16 protein-coding genes are annotated in these 19129 nt (G+C 58.4%); 7 read left to right on the top strand and 9 right to left on the bottom strand.

Annotated features, from left to right (window positions below):
* Window positions 1-2 precede the first annotated feature (2 nt).
* From AC522E_RS18115 to AC522E_RS18150, 8 genes are all read right to left on the bottom strand, one after another.
* Window positions 3-491, bottom strand: coding sequence for a RidA family protein (locus tag AC522E_RS18115; protein WP_500747622.1), 489 nt, complete (start codon window positions 489-491; stop codon window positions 3-5).
* Window positions 488-1474: an ABC transporter ATP-binding protein gene (locus tag AC522E_RS18120; protein ID WP_500747623.1), complete on the bottom strand. Its 987-nt coding sequence runs from the start codon at window positions 1472-1474 to the stop codon at window positions 488-490. The genes AC522E_RS18115 and AC522E_RS18120 overlap by 4 nt, the downstream gene beginning before the upstream one ends.
* Window positions 1471-2484, bottom strand: coding sequence for an ABC transporter ATP-binding protein (locus AC522E_RS18125; RefSeq protein ID WP_500747624.1), 1014 nt, complete (start codon window positions 2482-2484; stop codon window positions 1471-1473). The genes AC522E_RS18120 and AC522E_RS18125 overlap by 4 nt, the downstream gene beginning before the upstream one ends.
* The gene (locus tag AC522E_RS18130; RefSeq protein ID WP_500747625.1) at window positions 2481-3707 is read right to left on the bottom strand and encodes an amidohydrolase/deacetylase family metallohydrolase; all 1227 of its coding nucleotides are present in this window, start codon (window positions 3705-3707) and stop codon (window positions 2481-2483) included. Before AC522E_RS18130 ends, AC522E_RS18125 begins: the two co-directional genes overlap by 4 nt.
* Window positions 3708-3711: 4 nt before the next feature.
* Window positions 3712-4572 carry an ABC transporter permease gene (locus AC522E_RS18135; protein ID WP_500747626.1) on the bottom strand — a complete coding sequence of 287 codons (861 nt, stop codon included), beginning with the start codon at window positions 4570-4572 and terminating at the stop codon, window positions 3712-3714.
* Window positions 4572-5513 (bottom strand): ABC transporter permease, encoded by a 942-nt coding sequence (locus tag AC522E_RS18140; RefSeq protein ID WP_500747627.1) that lies wholly within the window; start codon window positions 5511-5513, stop codon window positions 4572-4574. The genes AC522E_RS18135 and AC522E_RS18140 overlap by 1 nt, the downstream gene beginning before the upstream one ends.
* Before the next feature lie 64 nt (window positions 5514-5577).
* Window positions 5578-7104, bottom strand: a complete 1527-nt coding sequence (locus AC522E_RS18145) for an ABC transporter substrate-binding protein (protein ID WP_500747628.1) — start codon at window positions 7102-7104, stop codon at window positions 5578-5580.
* Between the two features lie 318 nt (window positions 7105-7422).
* Window positions 7423-8637, bottom strand: coding sequence for a LacI family DNA-binding transcriptional regulator (locus AC522E_RS18150; protein WP_500747629.1), 1215 nt, complete (start codon window positions 8635-8637; stop codon window positions 7423-7425).
* Window positions 8638-8741: 104 nt separating this feature from the next.
* Here AC522E_RS18150 and AC522E_RS18155 point away from each other — a divergent pair, with 104 nt between their 5' ends.
* The 7 genes from AC522E_RS18155 (at window position 8742) to AC522E_RS18185 (ending at window position 15954) form a co-directional block, all read left to right on the top strand.
* Window positions 8742-10262, top strand: coding sequence for a sugar ABC transporter ATP-binding protein (locus tag AC522E_RS18155; RefSeq protein ID WP_500747630.1), 1521 nt, complete (start codon window positions 8742-8744; stop codon window positions 10260-10262).
* Complete coding sequence (locus AC522E_RS18160; RefSeq protein ID WP_500747631.1) at window positions 10259-11251, top strand: ABC transporter permease; 993 nt, start codon at window positions 10259-10261, stop codon at window positions 11249-11251. Before AC522E_RS18155 ends, AC522E_RS18160 begins: the two co-directional genes overlap by 4 nt.
* A gap of 56 nt (window positions 11252-11307) precedes the next feature.
* Window positions 11308-12261 carry a substrate-binding domain-containing protein gene (locus AC522E_RS18165; protein ID WP_500747632.1) on the top strand — a complete coding sequence of 318 codons (954 nt, stop codon included), beginning with the start codon at window positions 11308-11310 and terminating at the stop codon, window positions 12259-12261.
* Between the two features lie 207 nt (window positions 12262-12468).
* On the top strand, window positions 12469-13545 hold the full coding sequence (locus tag AC522E_RS18170) for a sugar phosphate isomerase/epimerase family protein (RefSeq protein ID WP_500747633.1): 1077 nt from the start codon (window positions 12469-12471) through the stop codon (window positions 13543-13545).
* Between the two features lie 6 nt (window positions 13546-13551).
* A complete protein-coding gene (locus tag AC522E_RS18175; protein WP_500747634.1) occupies window positions 13552-14727 on the top strand; it encodes a Gfo/Idh/MocA family protein in 1176 nt (391 codons plus the stop codon).
* 175 nt (window positions 14728-14902) lie between these two features.
* Window positions 14903-15313 carry a Fur family transcriptional regulator gene (locus tag AC522E_RS18180; RefSeq protein ID WP_500747635.1) on the top strand — a complete coding sequence of 137 codons (411 nt, stop codon included), beginning with the start codon at window positions 14903-14905 and terminating at the stop codon, window positions 15311-15313.
* Between the two features lie 188 nt (window positions 15314-15501).
* Entirely contained in the window at window positions 15502-15954 is a 453-nt protein-coding gene (locus AC522E_RS18185; protein ID WP_500747636.1) for a Fur family transcriptional regulator, read from the top strand.
* Between the two features lie 75 nt (window positions 15955-16029).
* On the opposite strand, the gene AC522E_RS18190 is transcribed toward AC522E_RS18185, so the two are convergent.
* Window positions 16030-19125, bottom strand: coding sequence for an efflux RND transporter permease subunit (locus AC522E_RS18190; protein ID WP_500747637.1), 3096 nt, complete (start codon window positions 19123-19125; stop codon window positions 16030-16032).
* Window positions 19126-19129: the final 4 nt, after the last annotated feature.

The raw sequence follows: 19129 nt of genomic DNA on the forward strand, positions 1-19129 counted from the left end.
ATTCAATCCCTGACCGCAACGACAGCTTCAATTTCAACGGTGATGTTATTAGGAAGCGATCCGAGACCGACAGCCGATCGAGCATGCCTGCCTTCCTCGCCGAAGACTGCAACCATGAGGTCTGAGCATCCGTTGATGACTTGCGGATGGTCCCTGAAGTCTGCTGTGGCGTTGACCATGCCGAGGAGCTTCACGACCTGCTTGACCCGCTTCAGGTCACCCAAGGCATTGTGCATGACGGCAATGAGGTTGATCCCCGTCAATCGAGCGTGCTCGTATGCGGCGTCTATACTGACATCGGCGCCGACCTTGCCACTATGGAGGAACCCATTCACCTCCTGCGGCCCTTGGCCGGACAGAAAGAGCAAGTTTCCTTCGCGCACATGCGTGACGAAATTGGCGATGGGAGATGGCGCCTCCGGGAGCACGATCCCTAACCGACTCAGGCGCGTGTAGGGGGTGTCGTGTCCGACTTCTCGTATTTGGCTCACAGCCTATTTCCTTGAGCAATGATATCGGGGTCGTCCCGGCGAATACATGCAACATAATGCTCGGGTGCGACGGGATCGAGCGACGGCATCAATTCACCACAAGCCTGAACAGAATAGGGGCAGCGGGTGCGGAAGACACAACCAGACGGCGGGTTCATCGGACTTGGAATATCTCCCTGCAGGATAACCCTCTGCCGGTGAGCCTTGGGGTTCGGCACCGGCGCAGCAGACAAAAGTGCCTGGGTATAAGGATGACGCGGCAACGCATAGATACTGCGGCTCGGGCCTCGTTCCATCACGCGCCCGAGATACATCACCACTACCTCGTCGCAGAGATACTCCACAACCGATAGATCGTGGGCGATGAACAGCATGGTGAGGGCAAAGCTCTGCTGCAGATCCTGAATGAGGTTCAGAACCTGCGCCTGGACAGATACATCGAGCGCCGAAACCGGCTCGTCCGCGACAATGAACTCGGGCTCGACTGCAAGCGCGCGAGCGATACCAATGCGCTGCCTTTGTCCGCCGGAGAACTCGTGCGGATAGCGTCTGCCATGCTCTGGATCGAGGCCAACTCGAGCCAGAAGCTCTGCAATACGAGCGCGTCTCGCCGTCCCCTTGGCCAGACGGTGCGTGTCGATCGCTTCTCCGATGATGTCCTCCACACGCATTCGTGGGTTGAGGCTGGAATAGGGGTCCTGGAAAATGATCTGCATGCGACGGCGGTAGGATCGCATTTCGCGATCGGACAGAGCGACGAGATCCTTGCCATCGAAGATAATACAGCCTGAACTGGGTTCGATCAGGCGCAGCGTACAGCGGCCGGCGGTCGTCTTGCCCGAGCCGGACTCGCCGACGAGACCTACAATGGTCCCGCGCCTCACTTCGAAGGAAACCCCATCGACAGCTTTGACCGAGCCCGACCTCGTTGGGAAGTGCTTGCTGAGATTATCGACCCGGAGAAGAATGTCGGAGGAGGTCATAGCACCTCATGCCTCCAGCAGCGGCTCAGATGGTGAGGCTCGGCATCGAGCAGTGGGGGATCATTCTCACACTTCTCGACCTTCAATGGGCAGCGCGGCGCGAATCTGCACCCCTCCGGCAGCGCCAGAATACTTGGAACATTGCCGGGGATGGGATTGAGACGCAGGCGGTCGCCACCGGGACCTCTATCCCTGGACGCATTGGGGATGCAGGCCAGCAGACCTCGCGAATAGGGATGTTTCTGCCGCTCGAACAGCCGCTCGGAGGGCGCCTGTTCCACCACGCGGCCAGCATACATTACCACGACCTCGTGGGCAATTTCAGCGACGACACCGAGATTGTGAGTGATGAAAAGTATGCTCATGCCGATCTCGGCCTGCAGCCGACGGAGAAGATCAAGAATTTGAGCCTGAATCGTCACATCGAGAGCCGTCGTCGGCTCATCGGCGATCAGGAGCTTCGGATTGCACGCAAGGGCGAGCGCGATCATAGCTCTTTGCCGCATGCCCCCTGACATCTGGTGCGGATACTCGTCCAATCGCCGCTCTGCGGCCGGAATCTCGACGAGTTCCAACATGCTCCTCGCGCGTTTCCGCGCCTCTTGCCTGGACAGCGGCTCGTGGAGCCTGATCATTTCGACGATCTGATCCCCAATCGTGTAGAGCGGGTTGAGACTCGTCATCGGTTCCTGGAAAATCATGGCAATCTCTCTGCCACGAATACGTTGCATGTCCTTGCGAGACAGCTTTGACACGTCCATCACGCGATCGTCGCTCGCACGATAGAGAATTTCTCCATCAACGATCCGTCCTGGTGGAGATAGAAGCCGCATGATCGAAAGACTGGTGACTGATTTACCGGAACCGGATTCGCCCACGACAGCAACGGTCTCACCACGCTTCACGTCGAAGCTGACGTCGTCAACGGACTTTGCGACGCGAGTGCCCAGTTGAAAGTGAGTACGAAGGCGGTCGACCCGTAGGACGATATCAGCCGGCAACAGGCTCATTGCGCCCCAACCCATCCGCAATGCGGGCAGCCGGAGCTCTTGAGCGAGTATGTGCTCTTGGGTTCATAACGGCTCGCCTGAATCACCTCGCTTCCCACAACCGCCCATCGCGGCACGATCATACGCTTGAGATGCGCCTCATCTCCCATCGAGTCGCGAATTTTGATATTACTGTCCTCGACCTCGAAGATCGTCAGCTCTGCGGTTGTGCCAGACGACAGTAAATCGTTCGTGGGAAGGCCGATCACCGACATCGGCGCGAGGGTCGAAGCTTCAATGACAGCCTCGAAGGGCATTCCGACTGCGAGCAACTTCGACATTGTCGTGCCCATATCCCAAACGGGACTTTCGAGGGACCGATTGTGAAGGTCAGTCGAGATGGAGAAAGGCAGGAGTCCTCGCGCAATTGCAGTCTGAGCGACTCGAAACGAAAAGGAGGCACCGCCGTGACCGACATCGAGGCGGATACCCTCGCCGGCGCAGCGCTCAGCCAACTGAAAAAGGTCCTCGTCCTCCATGAGGCTGCCACCAGCCTTGCCATTGAAGCAATGCGTGATCACGTCCCCAGGGCCAAGGATTTCGAGAACCTCGTCATAGAGCGGGGGCGGTTCGCCCACATGGACCATTAGCGGCAGCTTAAGGATCTTTGCGAGCTTCTTCGCGATCTTGACCGGAGTGATGCCCCAGGACCCCAGTATGACGTGGCTCGCCCGTACCTTGATGCCGACGATCACATCGCGATTCGCCTCGACGCAGGCGATAGTTCTATCGAGATCGATGGAGCGGATATCGATCAACTCGCTGACGCGATTACAGGCCACGAGGCCGATGGAACCAACATTGAGAAATGCCTTGATGCGCTCCCGCGCAGGCTCGATGACGAACTCCCGGAAGCCACGGAAATTGGCCTCACCGGCAGACCCTGCGTCGACGATCGTCGTGACGCCTCGCTTCAGACCGCAGAGCTCAGGTCGGATGGAAATGTCGGTGCCGCCGTGCCAGACATGGGCATGAAGATCGGTCCATCCTGGGGACACAAATGCGCCATCGGCATCAATCTGCCGAAACCCCTCGGGCCTATTGAGGTCTGATCCAACAGCCTGAATTCTTCCGTCACGTCCGATCTGGATATCGAGGAGTTCCCGTGGCGATCCAGGCCCAAAGCCGACAGGCCTCACCCGCGTGACTAGCAGGCCGTTCGATTGTTTTGCGGTAGCAAGCATCGGCTCAAAGATCCTTTCTAAAGCGTGGATCGAGGAGATCCCTCAAACCGTCCCCCGCCATCTGCAGCGAAAGAACGGAGAGAATGATGGCTACGCCGGGAAACAGGGTCATCCAGTCCGCACGGCCGATATACTGGCGGCCGGCCGCGATCATCGTCCCCCATGTTGGCACTTCGGGGCTGACGCCCAGGCCAAGAAAAGAGAGGCCTGCTTCGGCTAACATGGCATACGCGAAGATAAAGGTCGCCTGAACCAAGATAGGTGAAACGAGATTTCGCAGCACATGCCGCGTCATGATCCGCCACGTCGAAACTCCCAGCGCCCGCGCGGCTTCGACATACGGCAGCTCGCGGATGACAAGAGTCGAGGCGCGGACAATGCGAGCAAGGCGTGGCGTATATACAATCCCGAGCGCAACGATGACCGTTCCCAGAGAGGGGCCCAGTGCCGCGACAAGCGCGATTGCGAGGAGAATATCTGGAAAAGCCATCATTGCATCGATCAGCCGCGCCGTCGGCGCGTCGAGGCGTCGGAAGAAGCCGGCTACAAGGCCCAGCGCGATGCCAAAGATTGAGGCGAAGCATACTACTGATGCGCCAACAAGCAGCGACAACCGGCCGGCATAGATCGTGCGACTGAAGATGTCGCGCCCGAACTCATCCGTTCCGAACCAGAAGGTTCCGCCAGGCGGTTTCAGCCGGTTGATGATGGAGAGCTTATTGGGCGCATAGGGAGCTATGACCGGGGCAAGGATCGCAAGGCACGCGATCGTCGTGAGAATGGCAAGGCCCGCGAGGACAGTCCTGCGGCGGATTAGGAGAGAGAAGAGGCTCGCCTGATCCGGTATGGAAGCAGCAGCGGCCATCAGTAGCGAACCCGGGGATCAACGACGAGGTAAAGCATGTCGATCAGGAAATTGATGAGAACATAGAGTGCTGCAATGATCAGAAGCGCTCCTTGAATGATGGGATAGTCACGTCGGAGTACGGCTGAGACGACAAGGCTGCCGACTCCTGGAAGGCCGAATACCGTCTCTGTCACCACGGCTCCAGAAACCAGGAGAGCCGCCGTCAGACCGATAACTGTCAGGACGGGGATGAGTGCGTTCTTGAAAGCGTGCTTCATAACGACGCGGAACTCGCCCATCCCCTTCGAGCGCGCCGTGCGCACGTAATCATCACTCAGAACATCAAGCATACTGGCGCGTGTGAAGCGCAGGATCAACGCCGAGGAGACGATTCCGAGGGCAAATGCGGGCAGGACGAGATGAGAGAGTCTCAGTCCAAAGCTGGCGCCCGGGCCGCCATAACCCGAGACGGGGAAGAGACTGAACCGCACAGCAAAGAACTGGATGAAGAGAAGGCCAAGCCAGAAGCTCGGAATGGAAGCGGCAAGCATGGCAAGCGTGGTCGCAGTCTGGTCGAAGAAAGAGCCGCGCTTATAAGCTGAGAGCACACCGATCGGAATCGCAATTCCGGCTGCGATAACGATGGAAAACAGGGTGAGAAAAAATGTCGGCTCCGCACGCTCGGCGATAGCCGACAGAACCGGCTGGTTGAGAAAAATGGATTCCCCAAGGTCGCCGCGGACGAGCTGAGCAAGGAAGAACGCATACTGAACCAAAAGCGGCTGATCGAGTCCGAGACGTCCGCGGAGAGCGGCTATGTCCTGCGCTGTGGCATCGGGACCGAGCATAACCGCAGCAGGGTCGCCAGGGGCAATTCGCACAATCACGAAGACGATTGTCACGACAATGAACATCACCGCGAGCATGCCGAGCAGGCGTTTAAAGACGTAGCGACCCATTCCTGGCTCTTTTCGATGTGAACGGGGCCAGGAAGCGCCGGCAGGCGCCTCCTGATATTAACGGCTATTTCCTGGCGGACACATTCCAGAAATACGGCCACGGCGCCGGCACCACCCCTTCAAGGCTCGGGGACTGAGCAGCAAGCGCATTGAAATCACCGATCTTGATGCTCGGCGTTTCGTCATACATTACCTTCTGAACGCTGGCCCAGAGCGCTGGTCGCTTCTGCGGGTCGCTTTCCGTATTGAAAGCGTCGACTGCCTGCTTGCGCGCCGGAGTAGACCACCAGCCGGGTGAGCTTTCTGAAAGCTGGCCGATCAGGGCAGGCTCCGGAAGGAAGGGACTGTGTGTAATATAGATATCCCATAGCGCAGGGTCAGCGCGGCGTTGTGTAAGCGTCGCCCAGTCCACCACCTGCATGTCTACTTTGAAGCCTGCCTGCTTCAGATATTCTGCGGCGACCTGGGCCATCTTGTAATGGAACTCGTATTGGCGGCTTGTAAGAATCCGTACCGGGGCACCGTCATAGTTGGCTTGCTTGAGAAGGGCTTTGGCCTTGTCGGCATCGGCCACGTTATACTTGCCTTCCGTGCCCGCGTCCGTGTGCCAGACAAATCCTTCCGGATACATGGCGGCATCCAGGCTGTAGAAGTCTGTGCTGCCGAAGGCGGCGGCAAGCATATCTTCCATGCTGAGCGCCATCCGCACTGCCATGCGGGTATCGGAATTGGCCATGACGCCCTGCTTCGTATTCATCACGAAAACAGGCCAGCCGAACGGCTTTAGAACGACAGGCTTCGCAGACTTCTGCCCCTTGAGCCGATCATAGGCTTCCACTGGCAATGCATCGACATAATCGAACTGGCCAGAGATCGCGCCCTCGATCCGCGTGTTGGGATCCGGCACCGGAACGAACCGAATCTCGTCGAGGATAGGTTTACGTGCGCCGCCGTAGCCGTCGGGCTCGCCCTGCCGCGGCTTGTAGCCATCATACCGAACAAGTTGAATATACTGGTCCGCTTTGCGCTCCTTCAACATGTAAGGACCGGTCCCGATCGTCTCCTTGAGCGGATTCTCCATCTTCTTGGCCGGCATGATCACAGCTGCCGAGTTGTTGAAGGCAAGCAGAGCCAGGAGGGGTGCATAGGGCGCCTTCAGCGTAATGCGGACGGTCGAAGGGTCGACGACATCGACCTTGTCGATGTTGCCGGACGTCTGTTTTCCGCGGGAGGCGAGTTCCATCCAGCGCTTGAGGGAGGCCACGACATCGTCCGCCACCATTGGCGTACCGTCATGGAATGTCACGTCGCGGCGGAGCTTGATGGTGTAGACTTTTCCAGCGTCCGTGATTTCCGGCATGCTCTCCGCGAGGAGCGGCGTCACTTTCCAGTTTTTGTCGAAGGTAAACAGTGTCTCGAAAAAATGCTGCGTCACGATCCCGACCAGGTCGGCCGTGGACACCATTGGGTCCAGTGTCGGTGGCTCGCCAATCGTTGCGACGTTGATGACGCCTCCGGATGCCTGGACGGGTACAGGACTGAGTCCGAGGGCAAGGAGCCCCGGAAGAAGGACACGACCGACAAATTTCATGGCTTCCCCTCCTTATTCCATATTTATAGAATATGGACCTTAGTTATGTCATAGTGCTGGAGATTGCGCAGATCGTCAATCGACTGGGCCTTGATGCCGTCCGGACTTTTTCATGCTGCAGAAAATTACGTCGCATTTGGTGAACCTGGGCAGTGGCCCGGTCGTGCTTGGATTGAGCATTTCTGGACCCCGAGGTCCCCTGTTAGCGACCCGATAGGTCACACCAATGCAAAGCGAGAGCCGAATTTTCCGTCAGAGCACATGGCTCGCCATGGACTTCACAAGCAGATTCGCGATGTCATGACAGTGAAATCGGCTCTAGCGATCTGCGACACTATCCCTGACCACGAGTTCCGTCTCAAGGCGAATGCGAAGAGGTGTTACTCGGTCCTGCAGAAGAGCGATCAGGGCAGTGGCGGCGGCACGACCCATTTCGTTTCGAGGCTGACGAACCGTCGTCAAGGAGGGCTCCGCTACTGCGGCGAACTCAATATCGTCGAAACCCGCTACGGAAATATCATACGGGATACGAATACCCGCGGATCGAAGCGTGCGTATCAAGCCGATAGCCATCTCATCGCTGGTGCAGAACACAGCCGTGGGGCGATTGCTGCTTTCCACGACGGTCTGGCCGGCCCGCATTCCAGATTCAATGGTGTAGTCTCCGGAAAGAACCAACGCCGGATCAAAGGAGATGCCGGCTTTCTGTAACCCGTCCCGATAGCCCTGAAGGCGCTCGCGCTCCAACACATTTCCGGATGGCCCGCTCACATAGAGAATATGACGATGCCCGCGCCCTGCGAGATATCGTGTCATTTGCTCTGCCGCAGCGCGATTGTCGATTTCGATCTGCGGGATATTTGCCGCCGGAATCGCTTCGCAGAGCGCGACGATCGGGATATCAATGTTGGCAGCCTTCCCCCGTCCATCCCGGCTTTGGCCGAAGAGATGCCCGTTCAGAAGAATGGCCCCGTCAACTCGCCCTGCAGCCGTGAACGCAGCAAAGTGCGCCTCCTTTTCAGGAGAGCCGTCCAGATCACCGATGATCATGCCGTAGCCAGCCTCAAACAGCGTTTCCTCGATCCCCTGCAGAATCTTGGAGAAAAAAGTGTTTGCCAAGTCCGGCAGCACAACCAGGACCATGCCGGTTTTTTGCGAGCGGAGGGAACGCGCTGCCAAGTTGGGCGTGTACCCGGTCCGTGCGATAGCCTCGAGCACACGGGCACGCTTCTCGGGTGAGACTCGCTGCGGCGTCGCCAGAGCACGGCTCACCGTCGCAGTCGACACCTCGGCGAGCTTCGCCACGTCCTGAATCCGCGGCGCACGATAGGGAGCTCCCCGGCGTTTCGGACGTCGCTTGTGCCCGACCTCGTCCATCCTGACCCTTCCTGTTGGAAACCCCTGTTTGACAGAACCGTCCATTTCGGTAAAGTTTATGTAATCGATTACAACGAGGCGCCTATAAAGGCGCAAGGAAACCTTGTCATCGAAGCTCCCATAAGAGGATGCAAGAATGACGTGGGAGGAAATCATGCTGTACTCGACTCCGCCACGCTGACCTCTGGGCGCCCGAGCGCCCGACCGCCGCCGCAACCCAGTAGCGGGCCCACACTGTCGACCACGGTCCGGAGCAGTTCATGGCCTCTGTTCTGCGTGCAGACAAAATCTCGAAGACTTTCGGCTCGATCGAAGTCCTGAGCGATATTTCGCTCGATCTCCAACCGGGCGAGGTGCATGCCGTCATCGGAGAAAACGGTGCCGGAAAATCCACGCTCATGCGCGTCCTGTCCGGGCATCAGTCGCCGACGAGCGGGACAATCCATCTCGACGGAAAGCCTGTCTCCTTCACCGGGCCTGTCGAAGCGGAAGGCCGTGGGATCGTCCTCGTACATCAGGAAATCCTTCTCGCCGACGACCTAACAGTCGCGCAGAACGTGTATCTGGGGCGTGAGATAGACCGGTATGGCTTCGTCGATGATAAGGCGATGCGCGAAAATACCCGCGTCATTCTTGCAGATCTCGGCACAAGCATTGAACCGGATGCTTATGTTCGCGACCTCTCCATCGCGGACCGCCAACTCGTTCAAATCGCCAGAGCACTCCTCGTGCCGCATCGGGTGGTAGCGTTTGACGAGCCGACTGCTGTGCTGACGCCAGTCGAAGCAGAAAGTCTTTTCGCTATCATTCGGCGGCTGAAGACCCAAGGGGTTGCAATTCTCTATATCTCACACCGGCTGAACGAGGTGAAGGCGATTGCCGACCAGGTGACGATCCTGCGCGATGGCAGGCTAGTAGCCTGCCGAACGAACGACGGGCTCGAGCCGTTGGAGATGGCACGCCTCATGGTCGGACGGGACGTGTCCAGACTCTATCCGGAGAAGCAGGAGGCTTCCGCGGAGGATGTCGTGCTATCTGTCCGAGATTTCTCCGTCCCCAGCCACGTGAGCAACGCGTCGTTCGCACTCCGGCGGGGTGAGATCCTTGGATTTGGTGGCCTGATCGGCGCGGGACGGACAGAGCTTTTCGAGGGCATTGTCGGCCTGCGACCAGCCCACGGCTCAGTACGCGTCCACGATACCCCTGTTCGTTTCAGGGACCTGCGTGGAGCTATGGCCGCTGGCATCGTCTACCTGTCGGAGGATCGAAAGGGCAAGGGCCTTCTGCTGCAGCAAAACCTACGCGTGAATCTGACTCTCGCCGCTCTCAGAAAGTTCACTCACGCCACCGTTGTAGACAGGAGTGCCGAGGAGGACGCACTAGATGGAGCTATCAGAAATTTCGATATTCGCACTCGGAATCATCGCATGCTGGCCGGCCAGCTCTCCGGCGGCAACCAGCAGAAGCTCCTTCTCGCCAAGATGATGCTGGCCGATCCCCAGATCGTCATCATCGACGAGCCGACCCGAGGTGTGGATATCGGCACGAAACAGCAAATTTACAGGTTCATTGCCTCGCTTGCCGAGACGGGCCGGTCCGTAATCGTCATCTCATCGGAATTGCAGGAACTGATCGGCCTGTGCCATCGCGTTCTTGTAATGCGCAATGGTCACATCGTCGGCGAGATCAGCGAGCCTGATTTATCGGAAGATTCGATCGTCTTTCTCGCAACTGGTGTTCACGAGGAAAGGGCGGCGGAAATTGCCGCGGGCCATGCATGACCGAAACCGCTCTCCGCAGGTCTCCTCGTCGCACATTTGTGGACATCCGGGCTCTTTCCCCCTTCATCGCACTCATCATCCTCGTGATCGCGGGTACGCTTATCAATCCCGACTTCCTCACCACCTCCAATCTTCTTAATGTCGTGACCCGATCCGCATTCATTGCGATCATCGCGGTCGGTGCGACGTTCGTCATCTCGGGAGGAGGGCTTGATCTCTCGGTCGGCTCCATGGCGGCCCTCGTCGCGGGTGCCATGATCCTGGTCCTCAACAGGATCGGAGGCGCAGACATAGGCACACTTGCCTTAGGCATGGGGTCAGCTCTCGCACTCGGAGCACTCGGCGGGCTTTCGAATGGCCTGATCGTCACATTTGGGCGTATCGAACCCTTTATCGTCACGCTCGGTACGATGGGGATTTTCCGCTCTCTGGTAATATGGCTTGCCGCCGGTGGAACAATTACGCTGCGCAACGGCGATTTAAGAGAGCTATATCGTCCGGCATATTTCGGGACCTTTGCCGGAGTTCCCATACCGATCCTGGTATTCCTGGCGGTAGCGGCCGTTGGCGCGCTCATTCTCTACAGGACTTCGTTTGGGCGCCACGTCATCGCTATAGGGTCGAACGAGGATGTCGCCCGCTATTCCGGTGTTCCAATCTGGCGTGTGCGAACTCTCACCTATGTCATCCAAGGTATCTGCGTCGCCATCGCCGTTCTCGTCTACGTGCCACGGCTCGGCTCGGCGACACCGACAACCGGCCTTCTGTGGGAGCTCCAGGCTATTACCGCAGTCGTAGTCGGCGGAACGGCGCTCCGAGGCGGTATCGGCCGGATTTGGGGAACGGTCGCCGGCGCCGTCATCCTCGAACTTGTCGCGAACATCATGGTTCTCTCCAACTTCGTTTCTGAATTTCTCGTCGGCGCCGTTCAGGGCGCTATTATCATTATCGCCATGCTCGTGCAGCGCTCGTTCAGGCGCGGGCGATGAGGCCGGTTCGAGCCTGCTGATCCAATGGGGCTCAACGATCCATGAGGGAGGGAAACATGAAGAGAACAGCTCTGAAACTCGCAGCTGCGGTTGGCGTCCTCGCCAGCATTGCAATGAGCGCCATGGCGCAGGACAAGAAGAACGTTACCATCGGCGTGTCCATTCCCGCCGCAACGCACGGCTGGACAGGCGGCGTCGTGTACCACGCACAGGAAGCCGCGAAGCAGCTGGAAAAGACCTATCCTGGCCTCAAGGTTGTGGTAAAGACGTCCCCAGACGGTGCCTCGCAGGCCAACGCGCTCGATGATCTCGCCGCGCAGAAGATCGATGCCCTTGTCGTCCTTCCCTTCAACTCTGACGAGCTGACAGATCCGGTGCGTTCCGTGAAGAAACGCGGCACATTCATCACGGTAGTTGATCGGGGATTGAAGGATTCCTCCATTCAAGACATCTACGTTGCGGGCAATAATCCGGAATTCGGTCGTGTCGCCGGAAAGTATGTCGCAGACACACTTAAGTCAGGCAACGTCGTGATCTTTCGTGGCATCCCGACAGTCATCGACGAGGAGCGCGTTTCCAATTTCGAGAAGGCACTCGAGGGCTCCGGTGTAAAAGTGATTGACAAGCAATATGCCAACTGGAACCGCGACGATGCCTTTCGCGTGATGCAGGACTATCTCTCCAAGCATCCCAAGATCGACGCGGTATGGGCGTCCGATGACGATATGGCGCTGGGTGTGCTGGAAGCGGTCCGACAGGCGAAGCGCGAAGACATTAAATTCGTTCTCGGCGGTGCCGGCATGAAGGAAATGATCAAGCGGGTCATGGACGGCGACACGATGATTCCTGCCGACGTTTCCTATCCCCCGGCCATGATTGCAACTGCTATGAATGTGACAGCCGCTCATTTCTTCACGGACGCACCGATGCGTGGCACCTACGTGCTGAATGCCCAGCTGATCACCAAGGATAATGCGAAGGAGCACTACTTCGCCAACTCACCCTTCTAGAGTCTCATCTTGAAAGGTGGGTAACGGTTTCTTGTCTGAGAACGCGACGCGCCAAAGACGTCGATGCGTGTTTGCGGCTCCACGACAGCGAGAACGACTGTGACGGTAGATCTGCCCCTCCCTGCAGGAGGGAGGGGCACCCTTCTGCTAAAGGGTGGATGATTCAGGCTGCGGCTTCGCATGCGACGAGAGAATGGGAGACTTTCCATGAAGACCATGAAAGGACCGGGCCTTTTCCTTGCTCAGTTTGCGAGCGATATGCCTCCCTTCAATACGCTCGACTCAATCTGCCGGTGGGCGGCATCACTTGGCTATAAGGGAGTCCAGATTCCGACCTGGGAAGCCCGCCTTTTCGATCTTACAAAGGCCGCCCAGTCGGACGACTATTGCGACGAGATCCAAGGGGTCGTGCGGTCCCATGGTCTCTCGATCACCGAATTATCGACTCATCTCCAGGGGCAGCTCATCGCCGTTCATCCGGCCTTCGATGAGGCGTTCGACGGTTTTGCGATTCCTGCCGTGCGAGGAAATCCACAAGCGCGGCGGGAATGGGCCACAGATCAGATGCTGATGGCCGCGAAGGCCTCCCGTCGACTGGGCCTGAAGGCGAGCGTCACCTTCTCGGGTGCATTGGCGTGGCCCTTCTTCTACCCGTGGCCACAGCGGCCTGCAGGATTGATCGAGACCGCGTTCCAGGAGCTGGGACGTCGCTGGCGTCCGATCCTCGACGCCTACGAGGACGCGGATTGCGACCTCGCCTACGAGATCCATCCGGGCGAGGACATTCACGACGGTGCGACCTTCGAACGGTTCGTCGATGCGGTCGGCGGACACTCGCGGGCCGGCATCAATTACGACCCGAGTCACTTTCTGCTTCAGCAGCTCGACTACATCTCCTTCATCGATCTCTACCATGAGCGCATCAAGGCATTTCACGCGAAGGATGCCGAGTTCAACCCGACGGGGCGCACGGGCGTCTACGGTGGTTACGAGAGCTGGATCAACCGCGCGGGCCGCTTCCGTTCGCTCGGTGACGGACAGGTGAATTTCAACGCCATCTTTTCAAAGCTGGCACAGTACAATTACGCGTCCTGGGCCGTGCTTGAATGGGAATGTTGTCTGAAGCACCCGGAGGACGGTGCCCGCGAGGGCGCGCAATTCATCGCGAACCACATCATTCGTGTCACGGAAAAAGCATTTGACGATTTTGCGGCAGGTACAGCCGACGAGACATCCAACCGCCGGATGCTCGGCCTCGAGAGCCTGTCCAGGGCGGCAGAGTGAACGCGCATGACAATCAAAGGCTCGGACAATCGAAAGCTCGGCCGGCGGCTCCGCCTCGGCATGGTCGGCGGCGGCCGCGGCGCCTTCATCGGCGCAGTTCATCGCATGGCCGCCCGCCTCGACGACCGGTGGGAGCTCGTGGCAGGTGCCCTATCCGCAGATCCCGATCGCGCACGGCTTTCCGGCAAGGATCTACTGCTCGTCGACGACAGAATCTACCGTGACTTCAACGAGATGGCCCGCCGCGAGCGACGTCTTAGGGAGGGCATCGACGCAGTGGCAATCGTGACGCCCAATCACGCCCACGCCGCAGCGGCACGTGCATTTCTCAAGGCGGGCATTCATGTCATCTGCGACAAGCCGCTCACAACTACCCGGCGGGAAGCCGATCATCTTGCAAGGCTTGCCAGAGATTCCGGCCTCATTTTTGCGGTTACGCACAACTACACGGGCTACCCCTTGGTACGTCAGGCCCGCGCGATGGTTGCTGCGGGCGAACTTGGCGCAATCCGGGTCGTGCAGGTCGAGTACGCGCAGGACTGGCTTGCAACGGACCTCGAGGAGACCGGCAACAAGCAGGCAGAGTGGCGGACGGACCCGGCCCGTTCCGGCCCAGCTGGCGCTGTCGGCGATATCGGAACGCATGCTTTCAACCTCGCCGAATTCATCACGGGCGCGCAGGTCAAGTCGCTCTCCGCCGACCTTCATACTTTTGTTCACGGGCGCAGGCTCGATGATAATGCGCATATGATGCTGCGCTTCGACTCCGGCGCGCACGGCATGTTGTGGTGCAGCCAAGTGGCAGCAGGCCAGGAGAACGGTTTGCGTATCAGAATTTACGGCCAGAGAGCCGGACTTGAATGGAATCAGGAGAATCCGAACGCCCTGATCCATTCTCCCCTTGGCGAACCGCCACGCCTTATCCGGCGCGGCGGAGCCGGCACGACAGCCGTGGCACAGGCGGCCTCACGAATCCCGGCCGGACATCCAGAGGGCTACCTCGAAGGCTTTGCTCAACTCTACAGGGACTTGGCTGAGCAAATCACCGCTCGCCTCGAGGGACGAGAGGCTGAGCCCTTCTCGCTCCAAGTTCCGACAGTGGAAGATGGGGTTCGTGGTGTCCGCTTTGTGGAGGCGGCAATCCGCTCATCTAGGAAGAAGTCGGCCTGGGTCGACCTGTAGCCCTGTTCTGCGCACGTCCTTTGTCATTCGGCCGAAAGCCAGGGTGGCAACTGCCGGCCATTCCGCCTATATGTATCCTGAATGGCTGTGGTCAGGCTCCCGGTTTGCCCGGTGAGAACAGTGCCGACCAATCTGCAGTCGGCCGCCTGCCCGTGTCACGGAGTTCCTGTTCCGCATGATCTCGACTCATCACCATCCTGCCGTCGAGGGCTTGAACGAGACCCAGAAGCGTGTGCATCGCATTCTCGTAGCGGCACAGAATCCCCTTTCCGCTTATGACGTTCTCGACAAGATGCGGGCAAAAGGTGCGGTAACGCCGCCGACGGTCTATCGATCGCTTGAGAAACTGATCGAGAAGGGTCTGGCCCATCGGCTTGAGAGCCTGAACGCCTATATTGCCTGCAGGCACCCCCACCATCATGACATGGCGGCCTTCGCCATCTGCGAATCCTGCGGACTGGTCATGGAATTTACGGACGCCCAGATCGACGCGCGGTTGACTGGTTGGAGCGATGCTCATGCTTTCCGTCCCAAGAAAGTTACGGTCGAGGTTCGCGGCATCTGCGGCGGATGTTGCCCCGAGTAGACTTTCTCACTATATTGTTGCAATTCCTAGCCTTCATCCCTCCGATCGCTGCCTTACCTTGGGTTACTTTCGCGCATGAGCATAGGTCTCTATGCAACATTGCAAGTAGAAATTGCAACGATACCACATTGTGCAAGCGAGGCTTTACCTATATGAACGTATAGGTTTTGAAATTACAGGAGCCAGGTATGAACGCCCGAGCCCATCGGAAAGAAGAGGAGGAGATGCTCCTCCAGCGTGCAGATGATCTGTGCCGAGCCAACAATCTCCGTCTGACGCCAATTCGCGAGCGCGTTTATCGCGAACTCGTTCAGAGCGGCGGCCCCGTCGGCGCATATGACCTCGTTGACCGCCTCAGCAGCGACAAGAAGCGACTTGCTCCGGTAACCATCTACCGGGCGTTGGACTTCCTCCGCGATGCCGGGCTCGTGCATCGGCTGGCAACACAGAACTCCTACATCGTGTCGCACGGCCAGCCGGAAGTGAACGCGATGAAGATCATGTTTGTGTGCACCAAAACGGGACAGACAGTTGAGGTCCACTCGAAGGAAGTTGCCGAAGCGGTCAAGAAAGCCGCCGAGGAAGCGGGCTTCAAGTCCCTGTCACCCTTCATCGAAGTCGAAGGCGAGATGGTTCGCTGACCCGCGGGCAGGACATCTACTCTTTCTATCGAGGCAACGAAACAGAAAGGCCGGGCTGATGCCCGGCCTTTCTTGTTATTCAGCAGCCAAGGCCCGGTGGGAAATCGGACTTGTCTGCTTGTCTCCTGACGCAACCTTTTTCGTATCGCGTGAAATGAAGGTGTAAAACATCGGGACTACGAACAAGGTAAAGATCGTCCCGATCGACATGCCTGCGGCGATCACGAGACCCATGGAGAAGCGCGCGGCCGCACCCGCGCCACTGGCATAGAGGAGCGGCGCCACGCCAAGCACCATCGCGGCAGTTGTCATGAGGATCGGACGCAGGCGCACCCGTGCCGCCTCCTGAATCGCCTCTCGTCGGCTATGGCCTTGCTTCTCCTTGAGATCGTTGGCGAACTCGACCATCAGGATTCCATGCTTCGTGATCAGGCCCACCAGTGTGATCAGCCCGACCTCCGTATAGATGTTCAAGGTTGAGAGACCCAGATTGAGGAAGATCATGGCGCCGAACATCGAAAGCGGCACGGACATCATAATGATGAATGGGTCGCGGAAACTCTCGAACTGAGCCGCGAGCACGAGATAGATCACGATGATTGCAAGACCGAAGGCAAGCGCGATGGAGCTTCCCTCCTGGACTTCCAGACGAGACTGTCCAGCATAGTCCTCATAGAAGCCCTGCGGCATGATCTCCTTCGCCACAGAACGGATGGTTTGAAGGCCCTCGGACGTCGTCACACCCGGAAGCGGAAGTGCTGATAGCGTGGCCGCGTTAAGCTGATTGAACTGCTCAATTGATGCCGGCGATGCATCCGTCTTGATGTGAACAAGGGCGGACAGCGGAACCATCGAACCATCGGACGCACGGACATAATACTCACCAAGCCGCTCTGGGTTCAGGCGATCCGCCTGTCGCACCTGGCTGATGACATCATAGCTTCGGTTATCGCGGTCGAACTTGGAAATCGGAGCACCGCCGACGAGCGCCCCGAGCGTATTACCGATTTCGCTGACGGGCACGCCCATTGCCGCGGCCCGGTCACGATCGACCACGATGCGCGCACGAGGGGTTTGATACGAGACGGAGTTTTGAACAATGATGAACTTGCCCGTCGCCATCGCCTTCTGCTTGACCTGCTCCGCAACCTCGTAGGCTTGAGCGGGATCGCCGATCGTACGCAGGACATATTGGATCGGCAGACCGCCGCCTGCGCCGGGCAACGATGGCGGCGCAAAAACGAAAGCCTGAACGCCTGCATTCTCATTCAGAAGATTCTGAATCTCCTGCTTGGTGACGGCGCCCTTCTTCTTCCGCTCGCTCCATTCCTTGAGTTTGAAGCCGACGAACCCACCTCCGCCGCCGTCAATTCCGACGATCAGGAAGGAATCGTCGATCTCCGGAATCTTCTCGGCAGCATTGGTGAACTGAGAGGAGAAGGCTTGGGTATAATCAGCCGTTGCGTATTGCGGCGCGTTGACGAGGCCGAGATAGGCACCCTGATCTTCTTCTGGCGCAAGTTCGGACGGCGTCTTCATGAACAGGAACACTGTCGTGCCCAGAAGCACTGCCACGATCGTCAGCGCGACAAACCGATAGTCAAGCGATCCCTTCAGCCTTCTCGAGTACCAATTCTCCACGCGGGTGAAGGTGCGATCGACAAAGCCGGCAAACCCCTTTTGCCCACCGTGACCATGGGGCTTCAACAACTTCGACGACATCATCGGTGACAGGGTGACGGCAATGATGCCCGAGATGATGACCGATCCGGCAAGGGTAAAGGCGAACTCACGAAACAGCGTGCCCGTGAGGCCCTGCGTGAACCCGATTGGCGCGTAAACGGCCGCAAGAGTGATGGTCATGGAGACGATCGGCAGGAAGATTTCCTTCATGCCGACAATGGCGGCGTCGACTGGCTTAAGGCCCTCCTCGATGTGCCGGTGGATGTTTTCCAGCACCACGATGGCGTCATCGACCACAAGGCCGATGGCGAGAACCATTGCGAGGAGGGTCAGCAAGTTGATCGAGTAACCCAGCGCAAAGAGTACGAAGCAGACACCAACCAACGACAGCGGAATCGTCACGATCGGGATCAACACCGAGCGGAACGATCCAAGGAAGAGCAAGATCACGATGATGACGATCAGGGCCGCTTCGCCGATGGTTTTGAACACCTCTTCGATGGACGCCGAGATGAAGTTGGAAGCATCATAGACAATCTGGACCGTCATGCCCTTCGGCAGCGTCGGCCGGATGTCATCGATGGCTTTCGTTACTGCTGCGGCAACGGTCAAAGGATTGGCGGACGGCGTTGGCGTGATACCGATGAAGGTGCCTTCCTTACCGTTGAAGCTGACCTTGGTATCTGTGCTTTTTGGACCGAGGGCCACATCGGCCACATCTCGCAAACGTACGACTTGGTCGCCATTGGAGCGGATCGGAAGCGTTCCGAAGGACTCAGGAGTCTGGAACGTGGTCTGCATCTCGAGCGCGTATGCCACGAACTCGTTCTGCGTCTTGCCTGGCGCTGCCAGGAAGTTGCTCGACCGAACCGCGGCCATAACGTCGCCAGCAGTGACACTGCGCGCCGCAAGGCGCACCGGATCGATCCAGATCCGCATCGAGAAGTCACGCCCACCGAGGATCTCGGCCGTCCCGACGCCTTCCAGGGTAGCGAAGCGCGGCTGCACCACGCGCGTCAGAAACTCAGAAACCTGCTCGGGATTCATCTCGGAGCTGGCGAAGGTCAGATACATAAGAGCGAATGTCTGGCCGGTGCCCTTTACGATAACAGGATCCTCAGCATCCGTGGGCAACTGCGCACGCACGGTCTGTACCTTGGCGGTCACCTCCGTGAGCGCCGCATTCGGATCCGTATTCAGACGCATGCGCACCGAGACCGTGCTCAGGCCAAGGCGACTTTGGGACGTAACGTAGTCAACGCCTTCCGCACTTGACACAGCCTTGGCAATCGGCGTGCTGATGAAGCCCTGCATCAGATCCGCGCTGGCACCCGTGTAGGTGGTCGTGATCGTGATCGTGGTTTCCTCAACCTCCGGGTATTGTCGGACCTGAAGGCTCATCAGACCCTGTGCACCAAGCAGCAGGATCAGGAGACTCACCACCATGGATAGGACCGGGCGGCGAATGAAGAGTTCTGTGAAACTCATGGGA

It is taken from the genome of Microvirga sp. BF8 (assembly GCF_059888585.1).

What these genes read in the sequence shown, in the direction of transcription:
- AC522E_RS18120 (WP_500747623.1), bottom strand. Translation starts at nt 1,474, where the DNA reads ATGACCTCCTCCGACATTCTTCTCCGGGTCGATAATCTCAGCAAGCAC.
- AC522E_RS18125 (WP_500747624.1), bottom strand. Translation starts at nt 2,484, where the DNA reads ATGAGCCTGTTGCCGGCTGATATCGTCCTACGGGTCGACCGCCTTCGT.
- AC522E_RS18130 (WP_500747625.1), bottom strand. Translation starts at nt 3,707, where the DNA reads ATGCTTGCTACCGCAAAACAATCGAACGGCCTGCTAGTCACGCGGGTG.
- AC522E_RS18135 (WP_500747626.1), bottom strand. Translation starts at nt 4,572, where the DNA reads ATGGCCGCTGCTGCTTCCATACCGGATCAGGCGAGCCTCTTCTCTCTC.
- AC522E_RS18140 (WP_500747627.1), bottom strand. Translation starts at nt 5,513, where the DNA reads ATGGGTCGCTACGTCTTTAAACGCCTGCTCGGCATGCTCGCGGTGATG.
- AC522E_RS18145 (WP_500747628.1), bottom strand. Translation starts at nt 7,104, where the DNA reads ATGAAATTTGTCGGTCGTGTCCTTCTTCCGGGGCTCCTTGCCCTCGGA.
- AC522E_RS18150 (WP_500747629.1), bottom strand. Translation starts at nt 8,637, where the DNA reads ATGATTTCCTCCCACGTCATTCTTGCATCCTCTTATGGGAGCTTCGAT.
- AC522E_RS18155 (WP_500747630.1), top strand. Translation starts at nt 8,742, where the DNA reads ATGGCCTCTGTTCTGCGTGCAGACAAAATCTCGAAGACTTTCGGCTCG.
- AC522E_RS18160 (WP_500747631.1), top strand. Translation starts at nt 10,259, where the DNA reads ATGACCGAAACCGCTCTCCGCAGGTCTCCTCGTCGCACATTTGTGGAC.
- AC522E_RS18165 (WP_500747632.1), top strand. Translation starts at nt 11,308, where the DNA reads ATGAAGAGAACAGCTCTGAAACTCGCAGCTGCGGTTGGCGTCCTCGCC.
- AC522E_RS18170 (WP_500747633.1), top strand. Translation starts at nt 12,469, where the DNA reads ATGAAGACCATGAAAGGACCGGGCCTTTTCCTTGCTCAGTTTGCGAGC.
- AC522E_RS18175 (WP_500747634.1), top strand. Translation starts at nt 13,552, where the DNA reads ATGACAATCAAAGGCTCGGACAATCGAAAGCTCGGCCGGCGGCTCCGC.
- AC522E_RS18180 (WP_500747635.1), top strand. Translation starts at nt 14,903, where the DNA reads ATGATCTCGACTCATCACCATCCTGCCGTCGAGGGCTTGAACGAGACC.
- AC522E_RS18185 (WP_500747636.1), top strand. Translation starts at nt 15,502, where the DNA reads ATGAACGCCCGAGCCCATCGGAAAGAAGAGGAGGAGATGCTCCTCCAG.
- AC522E_RS18190 (WP_500747637.1), bottom strand. Translation starts at nt 19,125, where the DNA reads ATGAGTTTCACAGAACTCTTCATTCGCCGCCCGGTCCTATCCATGGTG.